This window comes from Coriobacteriia bacterium (assembly GCA_031292615.1).
Lineage (GTDB): Bacteria > Actinomycetota > Coriobacteriia > Anaerosomatales > JAAXUF01 > JARLGT01.
The window spans coordinates 1-16,775 of record JARLGT010000016.1 but is presented as its reverse complement, the minus strand read 5'-3'; the positions used below and the strand labels follow the sequence as shown (position 1 = coordinate 16,775).

Sequence of the window (16,775 nt, the reverse complement as noted above, 5' to 3'; positions counted from 1 at the left end):
TCCCGGGGGGTGGGAACGCATGACTACTCTGACCAAGAGCGCCGTCAGAATTGCTCTGGTTCTCGCGCTCCTCGCGTCCGGGATCGTCGGGTCAACAGCCCTGGCATCGCAGCGAGCCAACGCAGCTGGGACGCAGGCGGCGGAAAGCGTCACCACGATCAACCAAGCCGCCAACGACGGCGACACGCCGGTCCAAGATCAGCAGGTCGCAGTCGTGCGCAAAGGCTCCCCCGCCGTCGTGTTCACAGGCGACCGCGCCATCACTCTTCAGCTCGAGTCCACTCGAGCCGTGATCAAGGCCCTCAAGGCCGCCCTCGCCAAAGACCTCGCACGCGGCGACTTCCACGCACGCCACACGCAACGAGTCGTCGACAGCCGCTCGTGCCTGGTGGCTCAGTCGCCAGCCGGCCAACTTCTGGCTGCTCGCAGCGAGCTCGACGCGCTTAGGCAATCGCTCCGGACTGACCTCGCAAACGGCGACTTCTACGCGCCCTATACCAGCCGAGAACTCGCGGGGCACCATGCCGCTGCCGTTGGCGGCGGAGAAGAAGCGCTCGCTCGAGGGGCTCTCGCCGTCTCGGACGACACATGGAGTCTTGAGATGGCGATCGAGAGGGACCTTCACGCCAAGGACTTCAGGGCGGTCGAGACGCACTTCGCTATCGATGGGCGTCGCTGGCAAGTCGCGCGCTTCTGAGGCTCGGGGGCGCCTCGCGCACGCGCGGTTCGCAGCCTAGAGCCCCAGCGCCGCGCGCTTCTCCTCGATGGTCGCGACGTGATTCTCGAGATGGCGCGTCATGAGCAACAGCATCTGGCGTACGGTCACTTCGCGCTCACCCCAGCGCGCCGCGATGCGCTCCCAGACGTCGGGCTCAATATGGCGCAGCGCCTCGCCCATCTGCTCGCGTGCCGCTGTGAGCTGCTCGAGATCCGCGCTCAGATCGCGAGTGGGGTCGCTGACCGCCTCGGGGTGGCCGCCCTGCGTGGCCAACGGCTCTTCGCCGGCGAGCGCGCGCTTGAGGCGCCCGCCCAGACCGGCCTCGGAGTCGGCGATGTGGGTGACAACATCGTGCGTCGACATCTTGCCTTCGATGGGCCGTGCATGCAGTTGATCCGCGTCCATGCCGGCGATCGTCGCCCGCACCAGTGCGGGGCCAGCGAGGTAGCGCGCGATGAGCTCCTCCGCCGAGATGTCGTCGGCGATCGGGGCTCGCTCTGGCGTGGGTTGTGCAGCGCTCATCGGGCACTCCTCATGTTGGTGGTTTCAGACTTCGATCCAGTGGTGTTGAGCGGCCCTCACGGGCCACCGGCGGGGATGCGAACTGCGGCTTAGAAGTCCTTGCCCACGATCACCAGCACACCGCTCGGGAAGGTGACGTCGGCAGGCGCCGGTTGCACCTTCCCCAGTGCCAGGGCCTTCTGGACCTGTGTGGCTTCCGCCTCGTGACCCGGGTTATACAGCACGACCGTGGTGGCGTAGTCGGTGCGCTTTGCGTTGGTCGCCTTGCCAGGGTTGAAGCCAAGCCCCTTGAGCCGAGTCACCATCGCCGCTCCGCGACCCTTGATGCCGCCGCCATTCTGGACCGCGACGGCGATGCCGGCGGCGTTCGCCGGCGCGGTGCCGGTCGGCGCAGTGCTCGGAGAAGCCGCGGTCTTGCTGCTGCTCGATGCGGATGTTGCGGGCGACTTCACGAGTCCGAGACGGTGGCAGCCAGATAGCAGTAGCACCATTGCGACGGCGACTCCGACTAGCGCGATTCTTCTAAGGCGCATCCGTGACTCCTTCGAGATGTGGCTGCGGGAGTGCCGTCGCGGGAGGTTGTGGACGGGTTCCAAGCGCCGGGCCTCAGTAGACCCAGACCTTGGTCCACGATGTCATTGCGGAGCGGTAGACGTCCGAGATGGCCACCGAGGTGCGAATCCGATAGCCGCCCTTGGGCAGTTTCAACTTCAACTTCCAAGCGCCGGCCGATGATGTCTTGGCCGAATACGACCGGTACGAGGTGTACTTCCCGTTCTTCTTTCGGCGCTCGACTCGGATTAGCAGCTTTTGCGATCTGGCGGGCGTCAGCACGTCGACGACCGTCGTTCCGTGCTTCGCCGTGGCCCGCCCTACCACCGTCGGCCTGGCAAGACCGCTCGGCGCCTTCCACATCATCGCGATGCTGGTAGCCGCGGGCGCAGCCGTCGCGAGCTGGGACATCGTGAGGCATTCGTACCCGCGGTCCTTGAGCACTTTGGCGATGAGCGGCAGCGCAGCAATGGTGGTGGTCGTCTCATGCAAATCCACCACGCCACCCGGTCGCAAGCCCGCCGATACCGAAGCGGCGACGGTCGCAGAGGTCATGCCAGCGTCGTAGTCCCGCGAGTTCCACGAGATGTGGGCGTAGAGCATGCCGTGCTCGTTCGCTTCTTTGACTCCGTTGGGGCCCTCTTCCAGGTACGGCGAGCGATACCACGGCGGCCAGTATCCCACCATGTCGTAGAGACGCTGCGCCGACGAATCGAGCGCCTCGCTCGCTTCCTCCGAGCTCATGCTGCCAAGCGCGATGTGTGTCCAGCCATGATCGGCAATCTCCATGCCCGCCCCGGCCGCGTACTGTGCCGCGGCGGTGTCGATCTCGGACGCGACGCAGAAGAGCGAGACCGTCAGGTTGTCTCGCACCAGCTCGTCGGTCATCGACGCAGTCTGGGAGCTGCGGACGTCGTCGATGGTCAGCGCGACGATCTTGCGCGACGTAATCACCCCAACGACCTTCTTGCCTGCGAGTGGGGTGGCCCAGTCGGGCAGAGGCCGGTCGGCCGCCTCGGCACTGAGCGCGGGTCCCAGGAGCAGAAGTGCCACGAGCACGAGCAGTGGAAGGGTGATTCGGGCGGGCTTAATCAACGTGGCCTTTCCTCAAGCATGGGGACTCAGATCGCATTAGGCGTATTGTAACCCCCACGTCGCCCTAGCCCATATAGCTTCCCGATGGACTTCGCTGGGTACAGACGTGCATACGACTACTAGCGCAAGCGGCACCGGCCGTCGGCGATAGTCTGCCACAGGAAGAGATGGTTCTCATGGAGGCTAACACCCTCATTCCCGGTGGCGCTGGGCGATCGGATCGTTTAACCCAGACGGCCTCGGGTCACGAACTCGGCCAAGCCCAACTCACAGCAGTGGTCTACTGCGAGGGCAACTTCGGCGCAAGCGACGGCAAGACCGCCAACGGACTTGTGCGCCACTCCGAGAAGTACAAGATCCTCTCGGTGATCGACAGCCAGAAGGCTGGCCTGGACGCCAGCGAGGTTCTCGGCGACGAGCCGAGCGGAATCTGCATCGTCCCCAGCCTCTCGGCTGCGATTGCCTCGGCAGGATTCGTTCCGGACTCCTTCATCTTCGGCGTAGCGCCGTCCAGCGGAATGCTCTCGCCGGCCGAGCGACGCCTCGTGCTCGAGGCTATCCGGCACGGGATGAACATCGTCAACGGACTGCACGAGTTCTTGGGCGACGATCCGGAGTTCGTACAGGCTGCGGCCGCTCACAACGTGACGATCCTCGACGTGAGGCGGCCTCGCGAGAAGAAGAACCTCCGCATGTTCTCGGGCCACATCTCCACCGTCACCTGCCCGCGCATCGCCGTGCTGGGCACGGACGGCGCGATCGGCAAGCGCACCACGGCGACGATTCTGACGCAGGCGCTCAACGACGCAGGCATCAAGGCCGTCATGGTCGGCACCGGGCAGACCGGGCTTATCCAAGGCGCCCGCTACGGCGTGGCACTCGACGCGATTCCGTGTCAGTTCTGCTCGGGCGAGATGGAAGCGGCCGTGGTGGAGGCCTTTGAAGGCGAGCATCCCGACGTCATCGTGGTCGAAGGTCAGGGTGCGCTGAGCCACCCGGCCTACCTGACGTCGAGCTTCATCCTGCGTGGAGCCAAGCCCGACGCGGTCATCTTGCAGCACGCGCCCACCCGCAAGTGGCTGGGCGACTTCCCGGACGTGCCGATGCCCACCGCCGCAAGCGAGATCAACCTCATCCACGCCTTTGCAGACACCAAAGTCATCGGGCTGACCATCAATCACGAGAACATGACCGACACCGAGGTCACCCAGGCCATCGCCTGCTACGAACTCGAGCTCGGAATCCCCGCGACCGATGCCCTGACGCGCCCGGCCGACCGACTGGTCGAGATGGTGGTGCTCGCGTTCCCCGAGCTCCAACACAAGCTAGATGCCGCCGCGTCTCAAGAGGTGCCGCTGGCGCACTAGGAAGCGATGGGCAACTGAGCGCAGAGGAAGTCGTGGGCGTTGCCGAAGGCGAACCTCTCGGCGAGCTCTGACCCGAACGCTCCCGCAACGGCCTCGACGAGGCCCAGCAGGGACTGCGCGCTGCTAAGTTCGCCCATGTCGGCCACACCCCAATCGGTGCCGATCGAGACGGCACGCTCGCCGGCCAGGGTGGCTACCTTGTCGATGTGCCGCAGGACTTCGTCGACAGATCCGCGCTCGCCGAGAAACTCGGGGACGAACGCCAGTCCCACCAACCCACCGTGGGCGCGAGTTGCTCGGAGCTGGTCGTCGTCCAGCCCTCTGGGGTGATCGACGATCGAACGGCAGAACGTGTGGGAGATGAGCACCGGGGGCGCGTAGGCATCCAGAGCCTCGTGGAACCCGGCATCGTTGAGATGCGCCAGGTCCAGGAGTATCGGGCTTCGCTCCAACGTGCGCAGTAACTCTCGGCCAGCCGGCTTGAGGCTGGCCCCGCCGTCGTCGTAGCAGCTGAATGCGTAGGGCGTCTCGTGGTTCCACGTCAGCGCAAGGCTGCGCAGGGAGTGATCGGCCCACAGGTGGGCGAGCATCTCAGGCTCGACTCCCGGCAGCTCGAAACCCTCCGAGTGCGGCAGAACCCCAACCCGCGAATCCTCGACGAGCAGGTCGTCGACGGTGGTGATGAGCCGCAGCGCTGCAGGATGGGACTCGAGCAGCGCGTCGTGTGCCTCGAGCTCGCCGATAAGGTTTGCGCTCACGCCATGTGGAAACAGCGACGAGAAGACCGTGGCAACTCGGGAGCTGCCCGTCAGGTACATCGGGCTGTAGTCGGGAAAGCCGCCCTCGAGCCGAGCGACGCCCAGGAGCATGTCCTGATGCAGGTCGATGAACCCGCTCTTCTGGAGCACTTCCTCAGGAGGCACCATGTGCGCCTTTCGTCGTATCTCGCTCCGAAGCGGGTCGCAATCTGAATCTGACGAGCAGCATAGCGAAAAAGGTTCCAGCTTTTGGGACGCTAGAGCGCTCCGACACCGACCTCGCCCGTGCGCACCGAGATGATCTGGTCGACCGAGGTCACGAAGATCTGGCCGTCTCCGGTGTGGTCGGTTCGAGCGTGCTGTCGGATCACGTCCACGACCGGCCGAACGTCGTGGTCGTGGGCCATGACCACGACAGCGACCTGGGGCAGCAAGTCGACGGTGTACTGCTGGCCTCGGAAATGGCTGGTGATGGGCTTCTCGGCGGTGTGCCCCTGCACGTTTGAGAAGGTCATCTCGGCGTGACCGGAGTCGATCAACGCCTGCTTGACCTCCTGCATCTTCTCCGAGCGGATTACTGCCTCGATGCGCTTCATGGGTGTCGCCTCCAGTGGCGTTCGCGCGGCCGTTGCGCCCGCTGAGCTCTCGTGTTGCTTCTGATGTGAGCCTACGGGCACCGGGTTTCGCGCGCGTTTCGAACAGCGCAACGCCGCATGAAAAGGCGGCAGAGCTCAGACCGAACGCGTCATCCGGCGCGCGAGGAGATGCGCGACGAGCGAGACCGCAGCCAAGGCGAGCACGACCGCCGCGACGGCCACGACGGGCCACCAGGCGCCGTAGTCCTCGATGAGCTCGGGCTTCATGAACAGGAGCGCTCGGTTGCCGTAGTAGCCTATCGCCACGGCAGACGTCGCCCACAGACACGCGCCGAGTGCCTGCCAGGGCAAGAAGCGCTTCCACTCCATTCCCGACGCTCCGGCCGTGATCGCCGCTATGACCCGAATCACGGGGATGAAGCGAGCGATCGCCACAGCTGGCCCGCCGTACCGGTCGAAGAAGCGCTCGGTCATCGCGTAGTTCTCATGGCTGACGCCGAACCGGGGACCGAACCGAAGGAAGAACGGCTTTCCGCCGAAGTGGCCCAGGCCGAACCCTACGTTATCACCCACGATCGCGGCGACGATGGCCACCAGCCACACGACGATGACGCTCAGCTTCCCCGCCGAGGCCGCGCCTGCGGCAAGGAGGACGGCCGTCTCGCCCGGCACCGGCAGGCCCAGGTTCTCGGCCAGTACTGCCGCGGCCATAGCGAGGTAGCCGTAGTGCCCGATGTATTGGGCTAGCACGGTCGTGGTGCTGGCGGCACTCACGAGAGTCCCCTTTCAACCGGGCTTCAGGGCGCATCCACGTCGGAGACTGCATGTGGTCCGACTCTACCCACGACGCGAGGTCGGCATATCGGAGAGCTGCGGGCTGGCTACCTACGCGTAGACCTCAAACCCCCGGGAATCCGCATAACCGTCGAACACGCCACGGACTTCCGAGAGCAACTGCTCGTCTTTCGCGAGCGCGAAGAAGCCGGTCGAGGCGCTCGACACGCACACCGGGCGGGGCGCCTCGGGCAGGTGGTCCGCAATCTTGCCCACAACATCGGCAAACGCCTTGTCACGAGGCATTCTCGGCCAGCGCTGATAGACGAGGAGCACCGAGTCGCGGCCCATGGCGTGGTACAGATCGGCGAGCTCGCTGTACCGCAGGTACTTGTGCTCGGTCGTGCGCGACATGCTCGACACTTCGAAGCCGTTGTCCGGATCCAAGAGGATGACGGAAGACGCCATCTCGACCTGCGAGACTCCCGCGAAGTACGACGCCCGAGGGACGTCGGTGAGGTAAGCGTCGTCACCGTGCTGGTGGTAGCGCACCTTAGGCTCGTTGCGGCGCATGTAGTGCTTGAGCGAAGAGACTCTGCGCCGAGCGGGATCCGCCACGCATGCCTTGAGGTACTCATGAAGGCCAGGCCGATGCTTGCCGAGCGCCGAGTAGTCGGTGAAGTTGCCGTCGGCACGCCCGTCGTCGGGCGTAAGCATCGGCAAGAGGGTGAACGCCCTCAGCGCGCCGACTTGCTCCACAAGCGAGAGCGTCAGGTCGTATTTGAAGAAGTCGTTCCGGTCGCCGAAGTACTGATTCTTCACAGGATCCCTTTGATCAGAGGGCCACTAGCGCTCGCCCGAAGGGCGTTCCCAGCAGCGGCTTGTCCAATCATAGCCGTACGCACGTCAGAGTTCTCAGATTGGGATCGCGGCGTCGTGGATTGGGGGCCATGGACGGACGCCCGGGGCGGCGAGGGAGCCAGCGCAGGCGACACGATCGGCGCGTGAATCGTCCCGACCGTGGTATGTACTGCGTTGCCGGCGCGTATCGCAGCGCCGCTGGGATTGGGGGTTCGGCCATGGGAGGCGACGTTCTCGTCCGCAAGGCCAGCAATGGCGCAATCATCTTCAGTGAGGGCGACCCGCCCGACGGGATGTACGTGATTCTGGGCGGCAAGGTGAAGATCTTCCGCCAAGCGAACGGTCACGAGACCACGCTTGCCCTGCTCAAGCAGGGAGACTTCTTCGGCGAGATGTCGCTGTTCGACCACAAGCCGAGGTCGGCAGGCGCGATATCGGTCGGCGAGACCGAGCTTCGGTTCATCAGCAACTCGGAGTTTCAGGCGATGCCTGTCTCGGACCCGTTCGTCCGGCAGATGCTGCTCAAGATGAGCGAACGGCTTCGCGAGGTCGACGACGCCCTAGCGAAGCTCGATGCCGAGAACGATGCTCGGCATACGTATCTCTCGAATCTGAGCGTGCACCGGGAGTGGGCAGTGTAGTCTCGTCCGGATTGTGCGGCCGAATAAGGCCGCGTTGCTCCCCAATACTCGCGCACGGTTCACGCGTCACGCGTGCTGCTTGTTTGCGCGCCGATCGGGGGTTGCGGGAGCGTCACGCGCACTAGCAGGGGTGCCCGACGACCGAAGCGACCTTGCCTAAGACGATCTCGAAGCAGTCGGGCCGAAGCAGCTCTGCATCGGACACGAACACCTCAGCAGCACACGGCGCACCCCAGAGCATGTCCGACTCGGCAAAGGCTGGGGAGGGCGCGCTGACCACCAGCCATTGGGGCTGGGTGTCGGACGGGGTCGCAGTGATCCCGTACTTGCCGAGCTCGTTGCAGATTGTGCCTATCCGTGTGTGCGCCAACCCGTTGCCATACATGCCGAACGCCTCCACTTGTCGATGCACCCTCTACATCGGCAGGCGGTTGGCGGTCCTACAGTAGGGTGGCCAATCCTCGCCGGGCATCCGGGTGCGGCGGCGATGCAAGCTCGCTCTCAGCGAACTGAGGCCAGCAGCGCAGCGAGTACCCCGGGCGCCATCGTGCGTGACGACAGCTCGAACGTCAGGACCGGGATGCCGAATCGCTGTGGGACGTAGGTGCCGAGACTGCCTGCGTAGAGTGACGCCGGGCCGAGCTTCTTGACCGGCAATCCCGACAATGATGCGACTCGGCTGGCCAGCGCGCTGGCGTTCGGCCCGTCGTAGTCGATGAACCCGCCCTGAGAGTGAAGGCTGATGACGCGCACGTATCCTTGCGCCAGCATCCGCATCAGCGCCTGCGTCTCAGGCTCGGAGCCAGCGCGCGGGCCTGCGGTTGTGGTGAGGTAGCGCTGCGGCTTCCAGTTGCGAGATGGGAAGTTGCCGTTGAGGTTGACGTTGTGGGCGTTGCCCTTCTTGCCCGCGGCGCGTCCGTCGGGGTTGGCGCACGCCACGACGTCGACTCTCGTGCCGGCGGGAACAGCGGTGGGGTTCTCGGCGAGCCAGGCTGCGAACGCCTCGGCAACATCGGCGCCGAACTCGCTGCCGTGGATCCCGCCGATCACGAGCACACGGCGTTTGCCCGAGCCGAAACTCGCCGCAAGGATGGGGCGCCCCTCCACCGAGACGCCGACCTCCCGCCAGCTGGGTCCGGATGAAGCGCTGCGGGGCTGCGCCGAGGCGAGCGCGCCTCCTCGGCCTGCGAAGGCCGCGGGCATGAGCCACGTGGCGCCAAGAGCAATGGCCCCTGCAGCTGCGAACATCGCGAGCGCGAGACACACCGAAGCAGCCGGGCTCAGTGACGGCTCGGGACCGCGCCTCGGAGCTTGCGCAGTGGGGCCGTTTCCGCTCACGCGCTCAGCTCAAACCCCGGCTGCAGGCTGGCGACTCGGGTGTTCGCCACGTGGCAGCTCACTTGGCAGCCGGGAAATCGGAAGGTTCGGGCCGTGCCGATGCCGCCTGCTTGAAGAGGTTGATCGGTATGTGGCAGTACCCGCCGGGGTTCTTCTGGAGGTACTTCTGGTGGTAGTCCTCGGCCCGCGTGTAGGTCTTGAGCGGCCCAGTTTCTATCGCGATGGGCGCGCTGTACTGAGTCTGCAGCTTGGCGAGTGAGGCTTGGACGATTGGGAGATCCGCAGGATCGGTGTAGTAGATGCCGCTGCGATACTCCGTGCCCACGTCGTTCCCCTGACGGTCGATCGTCGTCGGGTCGATCGCCAGGTAGAACATACGGAGCAGGAAGGGCAGCGGCGCGACCGCGGGATCGTAGTCGACGCGCACCGTCTCGGCGTAGCCACTGCCGTCGCCATACGTGGCCGAGTTGGACGCGCCGTTGGCGTAACCGACCTCGGTGGCGGTCACGCCGTGAATCTGATCGAAGTACTTCTCGGTGCCCCAGAAGCATCCGCCAGCAAAGTAGACAGTCTTCACGCCTTTGCCCCCTACGGGTCTCGCGGTTACGGTCGATTCGACGCCACTCTGAGTTCCAGTCGCTGCGTTCGAGGCACACCCCGAAAGCGACAGCGAGAGCAGCGCAAGCAGTGCCAGAGCAACAACACGCGCAGCCGGACGACGCACAGGTCCCACGACACCACTCCTTCGCGAAGGTCTCTTCGCCAACCAGAGCAAACGTCGTGCAACGGCCAGACAGAGCTAGAGGCCGCCCCACCACTCGTCGAGATTGATGGCCGCCGATGGAGGCGTGACGTTGGAGTGGAACGCCTGGTTCATTTTCGAGTAGTTGCTCCATCCTGCAAGGCGCCACCGCCCGGAAGGGCCTCGTGCGAACGTGAGGTGCTTGACGTAGCGCACCGTCGGATCGACGAACCGCCAGCCTGACCGTGGCATCGCGCTGGCCGAGTAGACTACGTCGGCCGAGCGGGGCCCGGTGACCGTGGCGCTCAGTACATGCCACGCGAACTGGTTGTCTGCGTCTTGCGCCCCGAACATGAGGCCCAGCGGCACCAGACCTTGGGCGACCACCTCGCGCAGAGCGTCCGGACGACTGATTTGCACGGGCCGGCTGTACCAAGCGCTCAGCATGCTATCGAGCGCCGCCTTTTCCCCCGCAGATGCCTCGTTAGAGCGGTAGAAAGCGATGGCCTCAGCGACGATCGCCCGCTTCTCGGCGCCCGTTATGTTCACCGGAGCGTACGTGCCGGGCGCCTGCCACGAGATCGTCGAGGCCGCGCCGAGCGCGTCTTGCGCGAAGTTGGCCACGTCGACACCGGCCAAGACGTGCTTAAGCATGTTGGCGTACTCGGTGGCCGACGTGTCGTTCGACTCGGCGTAGTCCAGTTGTCCGAGCACGCTTCGCACATCTGCCGGGGTGATGCCCGAGCCCGCGGCGGTGCTCCCGCCCGCGGTCGAGCCCGTCACCCGTACCCCCGCAGGCGCCGAAGCCTCGGGGCCGATCGTCTGAGGGGCACCGAACAGCGCGAACCACAGGGCCGCGAGCGCGAGAAACCCGCACAAGACGAGCAGAACCCAGAGACCCGCGGGCACGTGCCGGCCGGGCGTCCCGGCCGAAGTGGGTTCAGGCGCAGCCGACATGTCATGACGATCTGTCATGCCGCACTCCTTGGTCAGCAGTGAGTTGCGCACCGAGCGGGGCTCGCCAGCTACCGGTGTTCGTTGGAGAGAGTACCCAGCTCACGCGCGCAGCCAAGCATCGGAGTCACGCGCCGGCCCGAGCCAAAGCCGCCGCGGTCGACGTGTCGCTGTCGGACCGGAGCAAGGACGCGATCGTCTGGGTGCCGTCGGAGCCGCCTCAGTGCAGTATCCCGCCGACCTCCTCGGCCGCCTCACGCAGCACGTTCGCGCAGAACTCCAGATCCTGCGTGGTGTGCGTGGCGTACACGGCCGCGCGAAGGCGAGCCATGCCCTTGGGAACCACCGGGTATGGGATGGCCTGAACGTAGACGCCGCGCCGCTGGCAACCACGGGCGAACTGAAACGCCGGCCAATCGTCGCCGCAAACGATCGGGAAGACGGCCGTGGTGCTGTCCAGGAACGAGAATCCTCGCTCGGTCAGCGCATTGGCGAAGTACGTGACGTTCTCGTGGAGCCGCGCTACTCGCTCGGGCTCGCGCTGGATGACACGAAGGGCCGCCAGTGCAGCTGCGGCGCTCGCCGGGGGAAGTGCGCCGGAGTAGATGAAGCCGCGCGCTTGGTGTGACAGGAACTCGCAGAGCTTGTTGCTCCCGGCGATGTAACCACCCACGCTCGGTATCGCCTTGCTGAACGTCCCCATCTTCACGTCGACGGCATCGGCGGACAGACCGAAGTGTTCCTCGATGCCGCGCCCAGTCTTGCCGAGCACACCGATGGAGTGTGCCTCATCCACCATGAGCAGCGCGCCGTGCTCTTTGCACAGCCGACTCACCTCAGGCAGGTTGACCACGTCGCCGTCCATGCTGAACACAGCGTCGGTCACGACGAGAACGCGGCCAGTATTCTTCGGGTCTTTGAGCGACTTCTCCAGATGGGTCATGTCGTTGTGCCGGTAGCGCACGAACCGCGCGCCCGAAAGGATGCAGCCGTCGACGATGCTGGCGTGGTCGAGCTTGTCGCAGATCACGGTATCGTGCCTGCCGAGCAAACACGCGATGGTAGAGAAGTTCGCGAAGTACCCACTGGAGAACGTGACCGCGGCTTCGGTCCCCTTGAAACGAGCGACCTCGGCCTCGAGCTCCTTGTGCAACGCCGTCGTGCCAGCCAACATGCGGACGCCGTGGGTTCCGGTCCCGTAGTGCTCGATCGCATCATGCGCGGCGGCATCAATCTCGGGATGGCGGTTCAGCCCAAGGTAGGAGTAGCCGCCCAACAGGAGCATCTCTCCGTGCCCCACAACGCGAACCCGGTTGCCGGGCAGGTACTCCTCGATGGCCTCCAGATAGAAGTACAGCCCCGCCTTGCGGCCGTCCTCTACCGACCAAAGCGGTTCGAACGCCTGGTCATCCCAAATGGTGGTCATTCATGTCCCCGTTTCGCAGGTCGGCTCCACTGACGATTGGCTGCTATGAGAACATACGCACACCACACGAGACTGCGACCGACACCAATCCGTTGTAGGCTTCGTGCACACGATGCGACCAAGATGGGGCAACTATGCGGACAAACGACTTCACGGGCAAGTCCGTCATCGTCACGGGCGGCAGTAGCGGCATCGGACTGGCGACGGCGAAGGCATTCGCAAGCCGAGGAGCCAGCGTCGCTTTGATCGCGCGAGATGAAGGCCGCCTTGCCGAGGCAAAGCAGCTCGTTGAGAAGGCCGGGGGCACAAGCGCCCAGGTCCTCACGTCGAGCGTGGACGTGAGCGACACAACGGCGCTTCGGGCGGCGATCGACGACATCATGGGAAGACTCGGCACACCCGATGTGCTCGTGAACTCGGCTGGCGTCTTCATCCCCGGCTACTTCGAGGAGATGCCCCCCGAACTCTTCAAGCAGCACATGGACATCGACGTGCTGGGACTTATCGCGGCGACACAAGCCGTGGTACCTGCCATGAAGGCGCGCGGCAGCGGACACATCGTCAACGTCGCGTCGGTCGCGGGCTTCATCGGAGTGTTCGGCTACACGGCGTACTCGACGGCCAAATACGCGGTGATGGGGTTCTCGGAGGCACTGCGCTCAGAGATGAAGCCGCTCGGGATCAAGGTGTCCGTCGTGTGCCCACCCGACGTGGACACCCCTGGCCTTGCGAACGAGAAGCTCTATCGCCCCGCCGAGTGCGACAAGGTGTGCGGCAACATCAAGGCGATCGCTCCGGAGCAGGTTGCGGCCGAAATCGTCCGGGCCGTCGAGAGCGGCCGCTACTACGTCGTGATCGGCGGTATCAGCAGGCTGTACTTCCGGCTGAAGGGGCTGCTGCCTGAGCTGTTCTTCGCCATCACAGACGGCGATGTTGCCTCCGCGCGCAAGAATCGCACTCAAGCCTAGACGTCGATCCGCACAGCCACTCGTTGCCTTTCGTGGCAGGCGCTGGAGGCGCTGGCCTAGGGCACCGGCGTCGGCGGAATGACGATTTCGGCCTCGCCGGTGTTGATTGCCCGAAGAATCGCCTCGGCCACCAGCTCTGGCGGCTGGGCGGCGAAGCGCCCTCCACCTCGGATCGTGCCCGCGCGCAACGCATCGTGGAACTCGGTCGCGGTCACGTTGGGGTAGATCAGCGAGACTGCGATCCCATCCGCCGCCCACTCCAAGCGAGCCGTAGCCGACAGCTGGTTGAGCGCGCACTTGGTCGCGGAGTAGGGGCCGATGCCCGGTATCACCATGCGCGTCGTGTTTGAGCTCACGTTGACGATCGCGCCACCGCCCTGACTGCGCATCAGCGGCAGAACAGATTGCATCGCCACTATCGCGCCGTAGACATTGAGTTCCACTACGGCCTGCAGGTCGTCCAGGCGGAGTTGCTCGATCGGCACGTGCAGGCCCTGCCCCGCGTTGTTGACCAACACGTCAACCCGCCCGTAGCGCTCCACTGCGCCATCCACCATCCGTCGGACCTGATCGGGCTTGCGCATGTCGGTTGTGATTGCCAGCGCGTCGGGCAGCTCGGCTGCAAGTGCTTCCAGCCGGTCGGTGCGTCGCGCCGCCAGCACGAGGCGCGCGCCCTGGCGCGCAGCTGAATGCGCGAACGCTGCGCCGATTCCCGAGGACGCCCCCGTGACGATGACAACCTTGTCGCTGATTTCCATTGCATGTCCCTCCACGCTGCCTTCTCGGCCTGATGGGCTCCCACTCCGATTCTGGGCTGACGCGCTTGTGGCGGGCGATCACAGTCGTAGAAGGCGTTCCGCGTTGCCGTGCGCGATCTGCTCCTTGTCGGCGGGGCTGATTGGCAGTCCGTCGAGGAAGGCCTTGGCCGCCGGCATCGACCCGTACGGGTAGTCCGCCGAGAACATGATGCGGCCAACCCCTACCTGCAAGAACAGGTCGAGGAACGTGGGCGTGAAGTTGAAGCCGCTGAACGTGTAGTGCACGTTCTCGCGCAGGTAGGCGCCCACCGAGCGGTCCAGCTTCGTCATCTGCGGCGAGAGATTGCGGTCGACCCGCGGCAGCATGAACGGCAGTGCTTCGCCGAGATGCCCGATCACGAGCTGCAGGTTCGGGTACCTGTCGAACGCGCCGCCCAAGATGATGCGAAGCACGTGGATCGCGGTCTCGATGTGCCAGCCCCATGCGTTCGACGCGAGTTGAGTCGCGACTCCCGGGGCGAAGTTGCCCGAGTACGACGCATCGATGACTGCCTGCGGTGGCGGCGTCGGGTGCAGGTAGATCGGGACCTGCAGCGACTCGGCACGCTCGAGGATGGGCCAGTAGAACTGGTCGTCGAGGTAACGGCCCCGGTTGTGGCCGTTGATCACGGCCCCCTTGAAGCCTTGCTGGGTGACCAGCCGCTCCAACTCGTCGGCAGCAAGCTCAGGCGTTCCTGTTGGCAGAGTGGCAAGCCCTTCGAGGCGACCTGGGTAGCGAGCCACCGCTGCGGCAAGGTGGTCGTTGGTCTCGCGGGCAAGATCTATCGCCTCGGTCTCGCCGAGCTGCTGGACACCGGGGGAGTTCAGGGAGAGCACCTGAACATCGATGCCGGCAGCGTCCATCTCGGCGATTCGGCCATCGCCCAAGTCGAGGAGGCGCTCCCCAAGGCGGGCGAAGCCGTCAGGCATGCCGGAGAGCATCTGGCCCCTCCCCGCGGCGTCGCCCAGCCCTCGCCCCGGGCCCTGCATGAAGGCCGGCGTCGCAAAATGCTCCTCGAGCGTGATCGTGCGCATGCTCGCTCTCCTTGCCTCGGGCCGCCTCGTCGGCGGTCTTTGCGGTCAGTCTCCCGGCTGCTAACCCGGTGCGGGACTCATTCGGTGGCCTTGGTTGCTGTGACAGCCGACTACGTCGGCCGCTTCGGTGATTGACGGTTGATTCCCATTGACTGCAATCTGAGAAACGTGACTGAGCCGTCACTCGCTGGCTTGCGACGCTCTGTCCGCTGCCGCGGAAGGCGCGTCGGCGTATGGTGTTCCGGGCTTGGCGGACCTTGGGCGAGGTCCAAGCGTGGCGGGTGTTGGATGAGCCGTGTACCGGACGGCAGCGAGCGGAGAGGCGCACGATGGAGCTTTCAGATGGCGTGTACCAGATCGAAGGCGTCCGTGGTGCAAACGCCTACGTCGTGAAGACCCAAGAAGGCCTCCTGGTCGTCGATACGGGCCTTCCAGGCAATGCGGACGGAATCGTGACGTTCGTGCGCGGTCTCGGCTACGCGCCGAGCGACATACGAACCATCGTGATCACCCATTCCGACCCTGACCACGTCGGCAGCGTCGCCCGCCTCAAGGCCCTGACCGGAGCAAAGGTCGTCATCCACGCCGACGACGCTCCGACGCTCGCAGGCGGCCCGAGCGCGAAGAACCCTCCCGGCCCGCTGGCCGTCGTGTTCTCGGTGTTGTCGCGCTTCATGCGTGTCGAGCCGATCAGTGCCGATGTCGTACTTCACGATGGCGATTCGGTGTCAGGCTTCACCGTCATGCACACACCTGGCCACACGCCCGGCAGCATCACGCTAGTGCGAGACGCTGTCGTCTTCTCCGGCGACGCCCTTCTTAGCGATTCAAAGGGGGACGTGCGTCTGCCACGCAAGGCGCTCTCGGCCAATTACGACCAGGCGCTTGCCTCCGCCGACAAAATCAGAGCGCTGGAGTATCGACTCTTGCTCACGGGCCACGGCAAACCGGTGTTCGCCGAAGAAGCGTAGCCGGACCTTCACGAACACACGACCCGCTTGGACGTGGGATTCGGTGCCCTTGGGTAATGACATTGACGTGGAGGATTAGTAAGATTCTCGTAGCATCGTGACCATTCGAAGCTCCGGCGAGGCAAGAAGGTTCGCTCATGGATGTGATCCGCGTCTCAGATCTGGTGCGGAAGTTCGATGAGTTCACGGCCGTCAACGGAGTCAGTTTCAACGTGGCCGAAGGAGAGATCTTCGGCTTCTTGGGACCGAACGGCGCGGGAAAGAGCACGACCATCAACATGCTCTGCACCCTGTTGAAGCCGTCCGGCGGGTCGGCGGTCGTGAACGGCTTTGACGTGGCGACGCAGCAGGCGGAGGTGCGACGCTCGATCGGCCTGATCTTCCAGGACCCGACGCTTGACGAGCGCCTCACCGGCTGGCAGAACCTGCAGTTCCACGCGATGCTTTACGACGTGCCCCGAGACGTGTTCGCCGAGCGCGCGGCCGAACTTCTCGAGATGGTCGACCTGACTGAGAAGGTGCGCGAGGACGTCCGCTCCTTTTCCGGCGGCATGAAGCGGCGGCTCGAGATTGCCCGCGGGCTTCTGCACCACCCCAAGGTGCTCTTCCTCGACGAACCGACCATCGGTCTGGATCCGCAGACTCGTCGCCACATCTGGG

The 16,775-nt window shown here is 65.0% G+C and carries 20 protein-coding genes; 6 read left to right on the top strand and 14 right to left on the bottom strand.

Translation table 11 applies throughout. The features are described from left to right. The first annotated feature begins 19 nt into the window (after positions 1-19). Positions 20-697 carry a hypothetical protein gene (locus P4L93_01610; GenBank protein MDR3685643.1) on the top strand — a complete coding sequence of 226 codons (678 nt, stop codon included), beginning with the start codon at positions 20-22 and terminating at the stop codon, positions 695-697. Between the two features lie 36 nt (positions 698-733). On the opposite strand, the gene P4L93_01605 is transcribed toward P4L93_01610, so the two are convergent. The 3 genes from P4L93_01605 to P4L93_01595 form a co-directional block, all read right to left on the bottom strand. Continuing rightward, the gene (locus tag P4L93_01605; GenBank protein ID MDR3685642.1) at positions 734-1,240 is read right to left on the bottom strand and encodes a DinB family protein; all 507 of its coding nucleotides are present in this window, start codon (positions 1,238-1,240) and stop codon (positions 734-736) included. Between the two features lie 89 nt (positions 1,241-1,329). Further along, positions 1,330-1,773, bottom strand: coding sequence for a LytR C-terminal domain-containing protein (locus P4L93_01600; GenBank protein MDR3685641.1), 444 nt, complete (start codon positions 1,771-1,773; stop codon positions 1,330-1,332). A gap of 73 nt (positions 1,774-1,846) precedes the next feature. After that, entirely contained in the window at positions 1,847-2,887 is a 1,041-nt protein-coding gene (locus tag P4L93_01595; protein ID MDR3685640.1) for a polysaccharide deacetylase family protein, read from the bottom strand. 176 nt (positions 2,888-3,063) lie between these two features. On the opposite strand from P4L93_01595, the gene P4L93_01590 reads away from it, so the two are divergent. Continuing rightward, positions 3,064-4,254, top strand: coding sequence for a DUF1611 domain-containing protein (locus tag P4L93_01590; GenBank protein ID MDR3685639.1), 1,191 nt, complete (start codon positions 3,064-3,066; stop codon positions 4,252-4,254). On the opposite strand, the gene P4L93_01585 is transcribed toward P4L93_01590, so the two are convergent. The 4 genes from P4L93_01585 to P4L93_01570 form a co-directional block, all read right to left on the bottom strand. Further along, positions 4,251-5,177: a membrane dipeptidase gene (locus tag P4L93_01585; protein ID MDR3685638.1), complete on the bottom strand. Its 927-nt coding sequence runs from the start codon at positions 5,175-5,177 to the stop codon at positions 4,251-4,253. The genes P4L93_01590 and P4L93_01585 overlap by 4 nt on opposite strands. Before the next feature lie 92 nt (positions 5,178-5,269). Continuing rightward, positions 5,270-5,608: a P-II family nitrogen regulator gene (locus tag P4L93_01580; GenBank protein ID MDR3685637.1), complete on the bottom strand. Its 339-nt coding sequence runs from the start codon at positions 5,606-5,608 to the stop codon at positions 5,270-5,272. A gap of 135 nt (positions 5,609-5,743) precedes the next feature. Further along, complete coding sequence (locus tag P4L93_01575) at positions 5,744-6,382, bottom strand: DedA family protein (GenBank protein MDR3685636.1); 639 nt, start codon at positions 6,380-6,382, stop codon at positions 5,744-5,746. A gap of 111 nt (positions 6,383-6,493) precedes the next feature. Beyond that, complete coding sequence (locus P4L93_01570) at positions 6,494-7,204, bottom strand: hypothetical protein (GenBank protein MDR3685635.1); 711 nt, start codon at positions 7,202-7,204, stop codon at positions 6,494-6,496. 182 nt (positions 7,205-7,386) lie between these two features. Here P4L93_01570 and P4L93_01565 point away from each other — a divergent pair, with 182 nt between their 5' ends. After that, on the top strand, positions 7,387-7,884 hold the full coding sequence (locus P4L93_01565; protein ID MDR3685634.1) for a cyclic nucleotide-binding domain-containing protein: 498 nt from the start codon (positions 7,387-7,389) through the stop codon (positions 7,882-7,884). 121 nt (positions 7,885-8,005) lie between these two features. Here P4L93_01565 and P4L93_01560 read toward each other — a convergent pair whose 3' ends face one another. The 5 genes from P4L93_01560 to P4L93_01540 all read right to left on the bottom strand — a co-directional run bounded on the left by P4L93_01560 (position 8,006) and on the right by P4L93_01540 (position 12,344). Beyond that, positions 8,006-8,269: a hypothetical protein gene (locus tag P4L93_01560; GenBank protein MDR3685633.1), complete on the bottom strand. Its 264-nt coding sequence runs from the start codon at positions 8,267-8,269 to the stop codon at positions 8,006-8,008. Between the two features lie 116 nt (positions 8,270-8,385). Beyond that, positions 8,386-9,222 carry a DUF2817 domain-containing protein gene (locus P4L93_01555; protein ID MDR3685632.1) on the bottom strand — a complete coding sequence of 279 codons (837 nt, stop codon included), beginning with the start codon at positions 9,220-9,222 and terminating at the stop codon, positions 8,386-8,388. A gap of 58 nt (positions 9,223-9,280) precedes the next feature. Continuing rightward, the gene (msrA, locus tag P4L93_01550; protein MDR3685631.1) at positions 9,281-9,799 is read right to left on the bottom strand and encodes a peptide-methionine (S)-S-oxide reductase MsrA; all 519 of its coding nucleotides are present in this window, start codon (positions 9,797-9,799) and stop codon (positions 9,281-9,283) included. 222 nt (positions 9,800-10,021) lie between these two features. Beyond that, complete coding sequence (locus P4L93_01545) at positions 10,022-10,939, bottom strand: hypothetical protein (GenBank protein ID MDR3685630.1); 918 nt, start codon at positions 10,937-10,939, stop codon at positions 10,022-10,024. Positions 10,940-11,138: 199 nt separating this feature from the next. Further along, a complete protein-coding gene (locus P4L93_01540; GenBank protein ID MDR3685629.1) occupies positions 11,139-12,344 on the bottom strand; it encodes an aminotransferase class I/II-fold pyridoxal phosphate-dependent enzyme in 1,206 nt (401 codons plus the stop codon). A 134-nt stretch (positions 12,345-12,478) separates the two neighbouring features. On the opposite strand from P4L93_01540, the gene P4L93_01535 reads away from it, so the two are divergent. Beyond that, positions 12,479-13,312 (top strand): SDR family oxidoreductase, encoded by an 834-nt coding sequence (locus tag P4L93_01535; GenBank protein MDR3685628.1) that lies wholly within the window; start codon positions 12,479-12,481, stop codon positions 13,310-13,312. 56 nt (positions 13,313-13,368) lie between these two features. Here P4L93_01535 and P4L93_01530 read toward each other — a convergent pair whose 3' ends face one another. Then, entirely contained in the window at positions 13,369-14,070 is a 702-nt protein-coding gene (locus tag P4L93_01530; protein MDR3685627.1) for an SDR family oxidoreductase, read from the bottom strand. 78 nt (positions 14,071-14,148) lie between these two features. Then, positions 14,149-15,144, bottom strand: a complete 996-nt coding sequence (locus P4L93_01525) for an amidohydrolase family protein (GenBank protein MDR3685626.1) — start codon at positions 15,142-15,144, stop codon at positions 14,149-14,151. A 329-nt stretch (positions 15,145-15,473) separates the two neighbouring features. Here P4L93_01525 and P4L93_01520 point away from each other — a divergent pair, with 329 nt between their 5' ends. Beyond that, entirely contained in the window at positions 15,474-16,115 is a 642-nt protein-coding gene (locus P4L93_01520) for an MBL fold metallo-hydrolase (GenBank protein MDR3685625.1), read from the top strand. Positions 16,116-16,252: 137 nt separating this feature from the next. Next, the coding region (locus P4L93_01515) for an ATP-binding cassette domain-containing protein (GenBank protein MDR3685624.1) at positions 16,253-16,775 on the top strand (523 nt) is incomplete at its 3' end.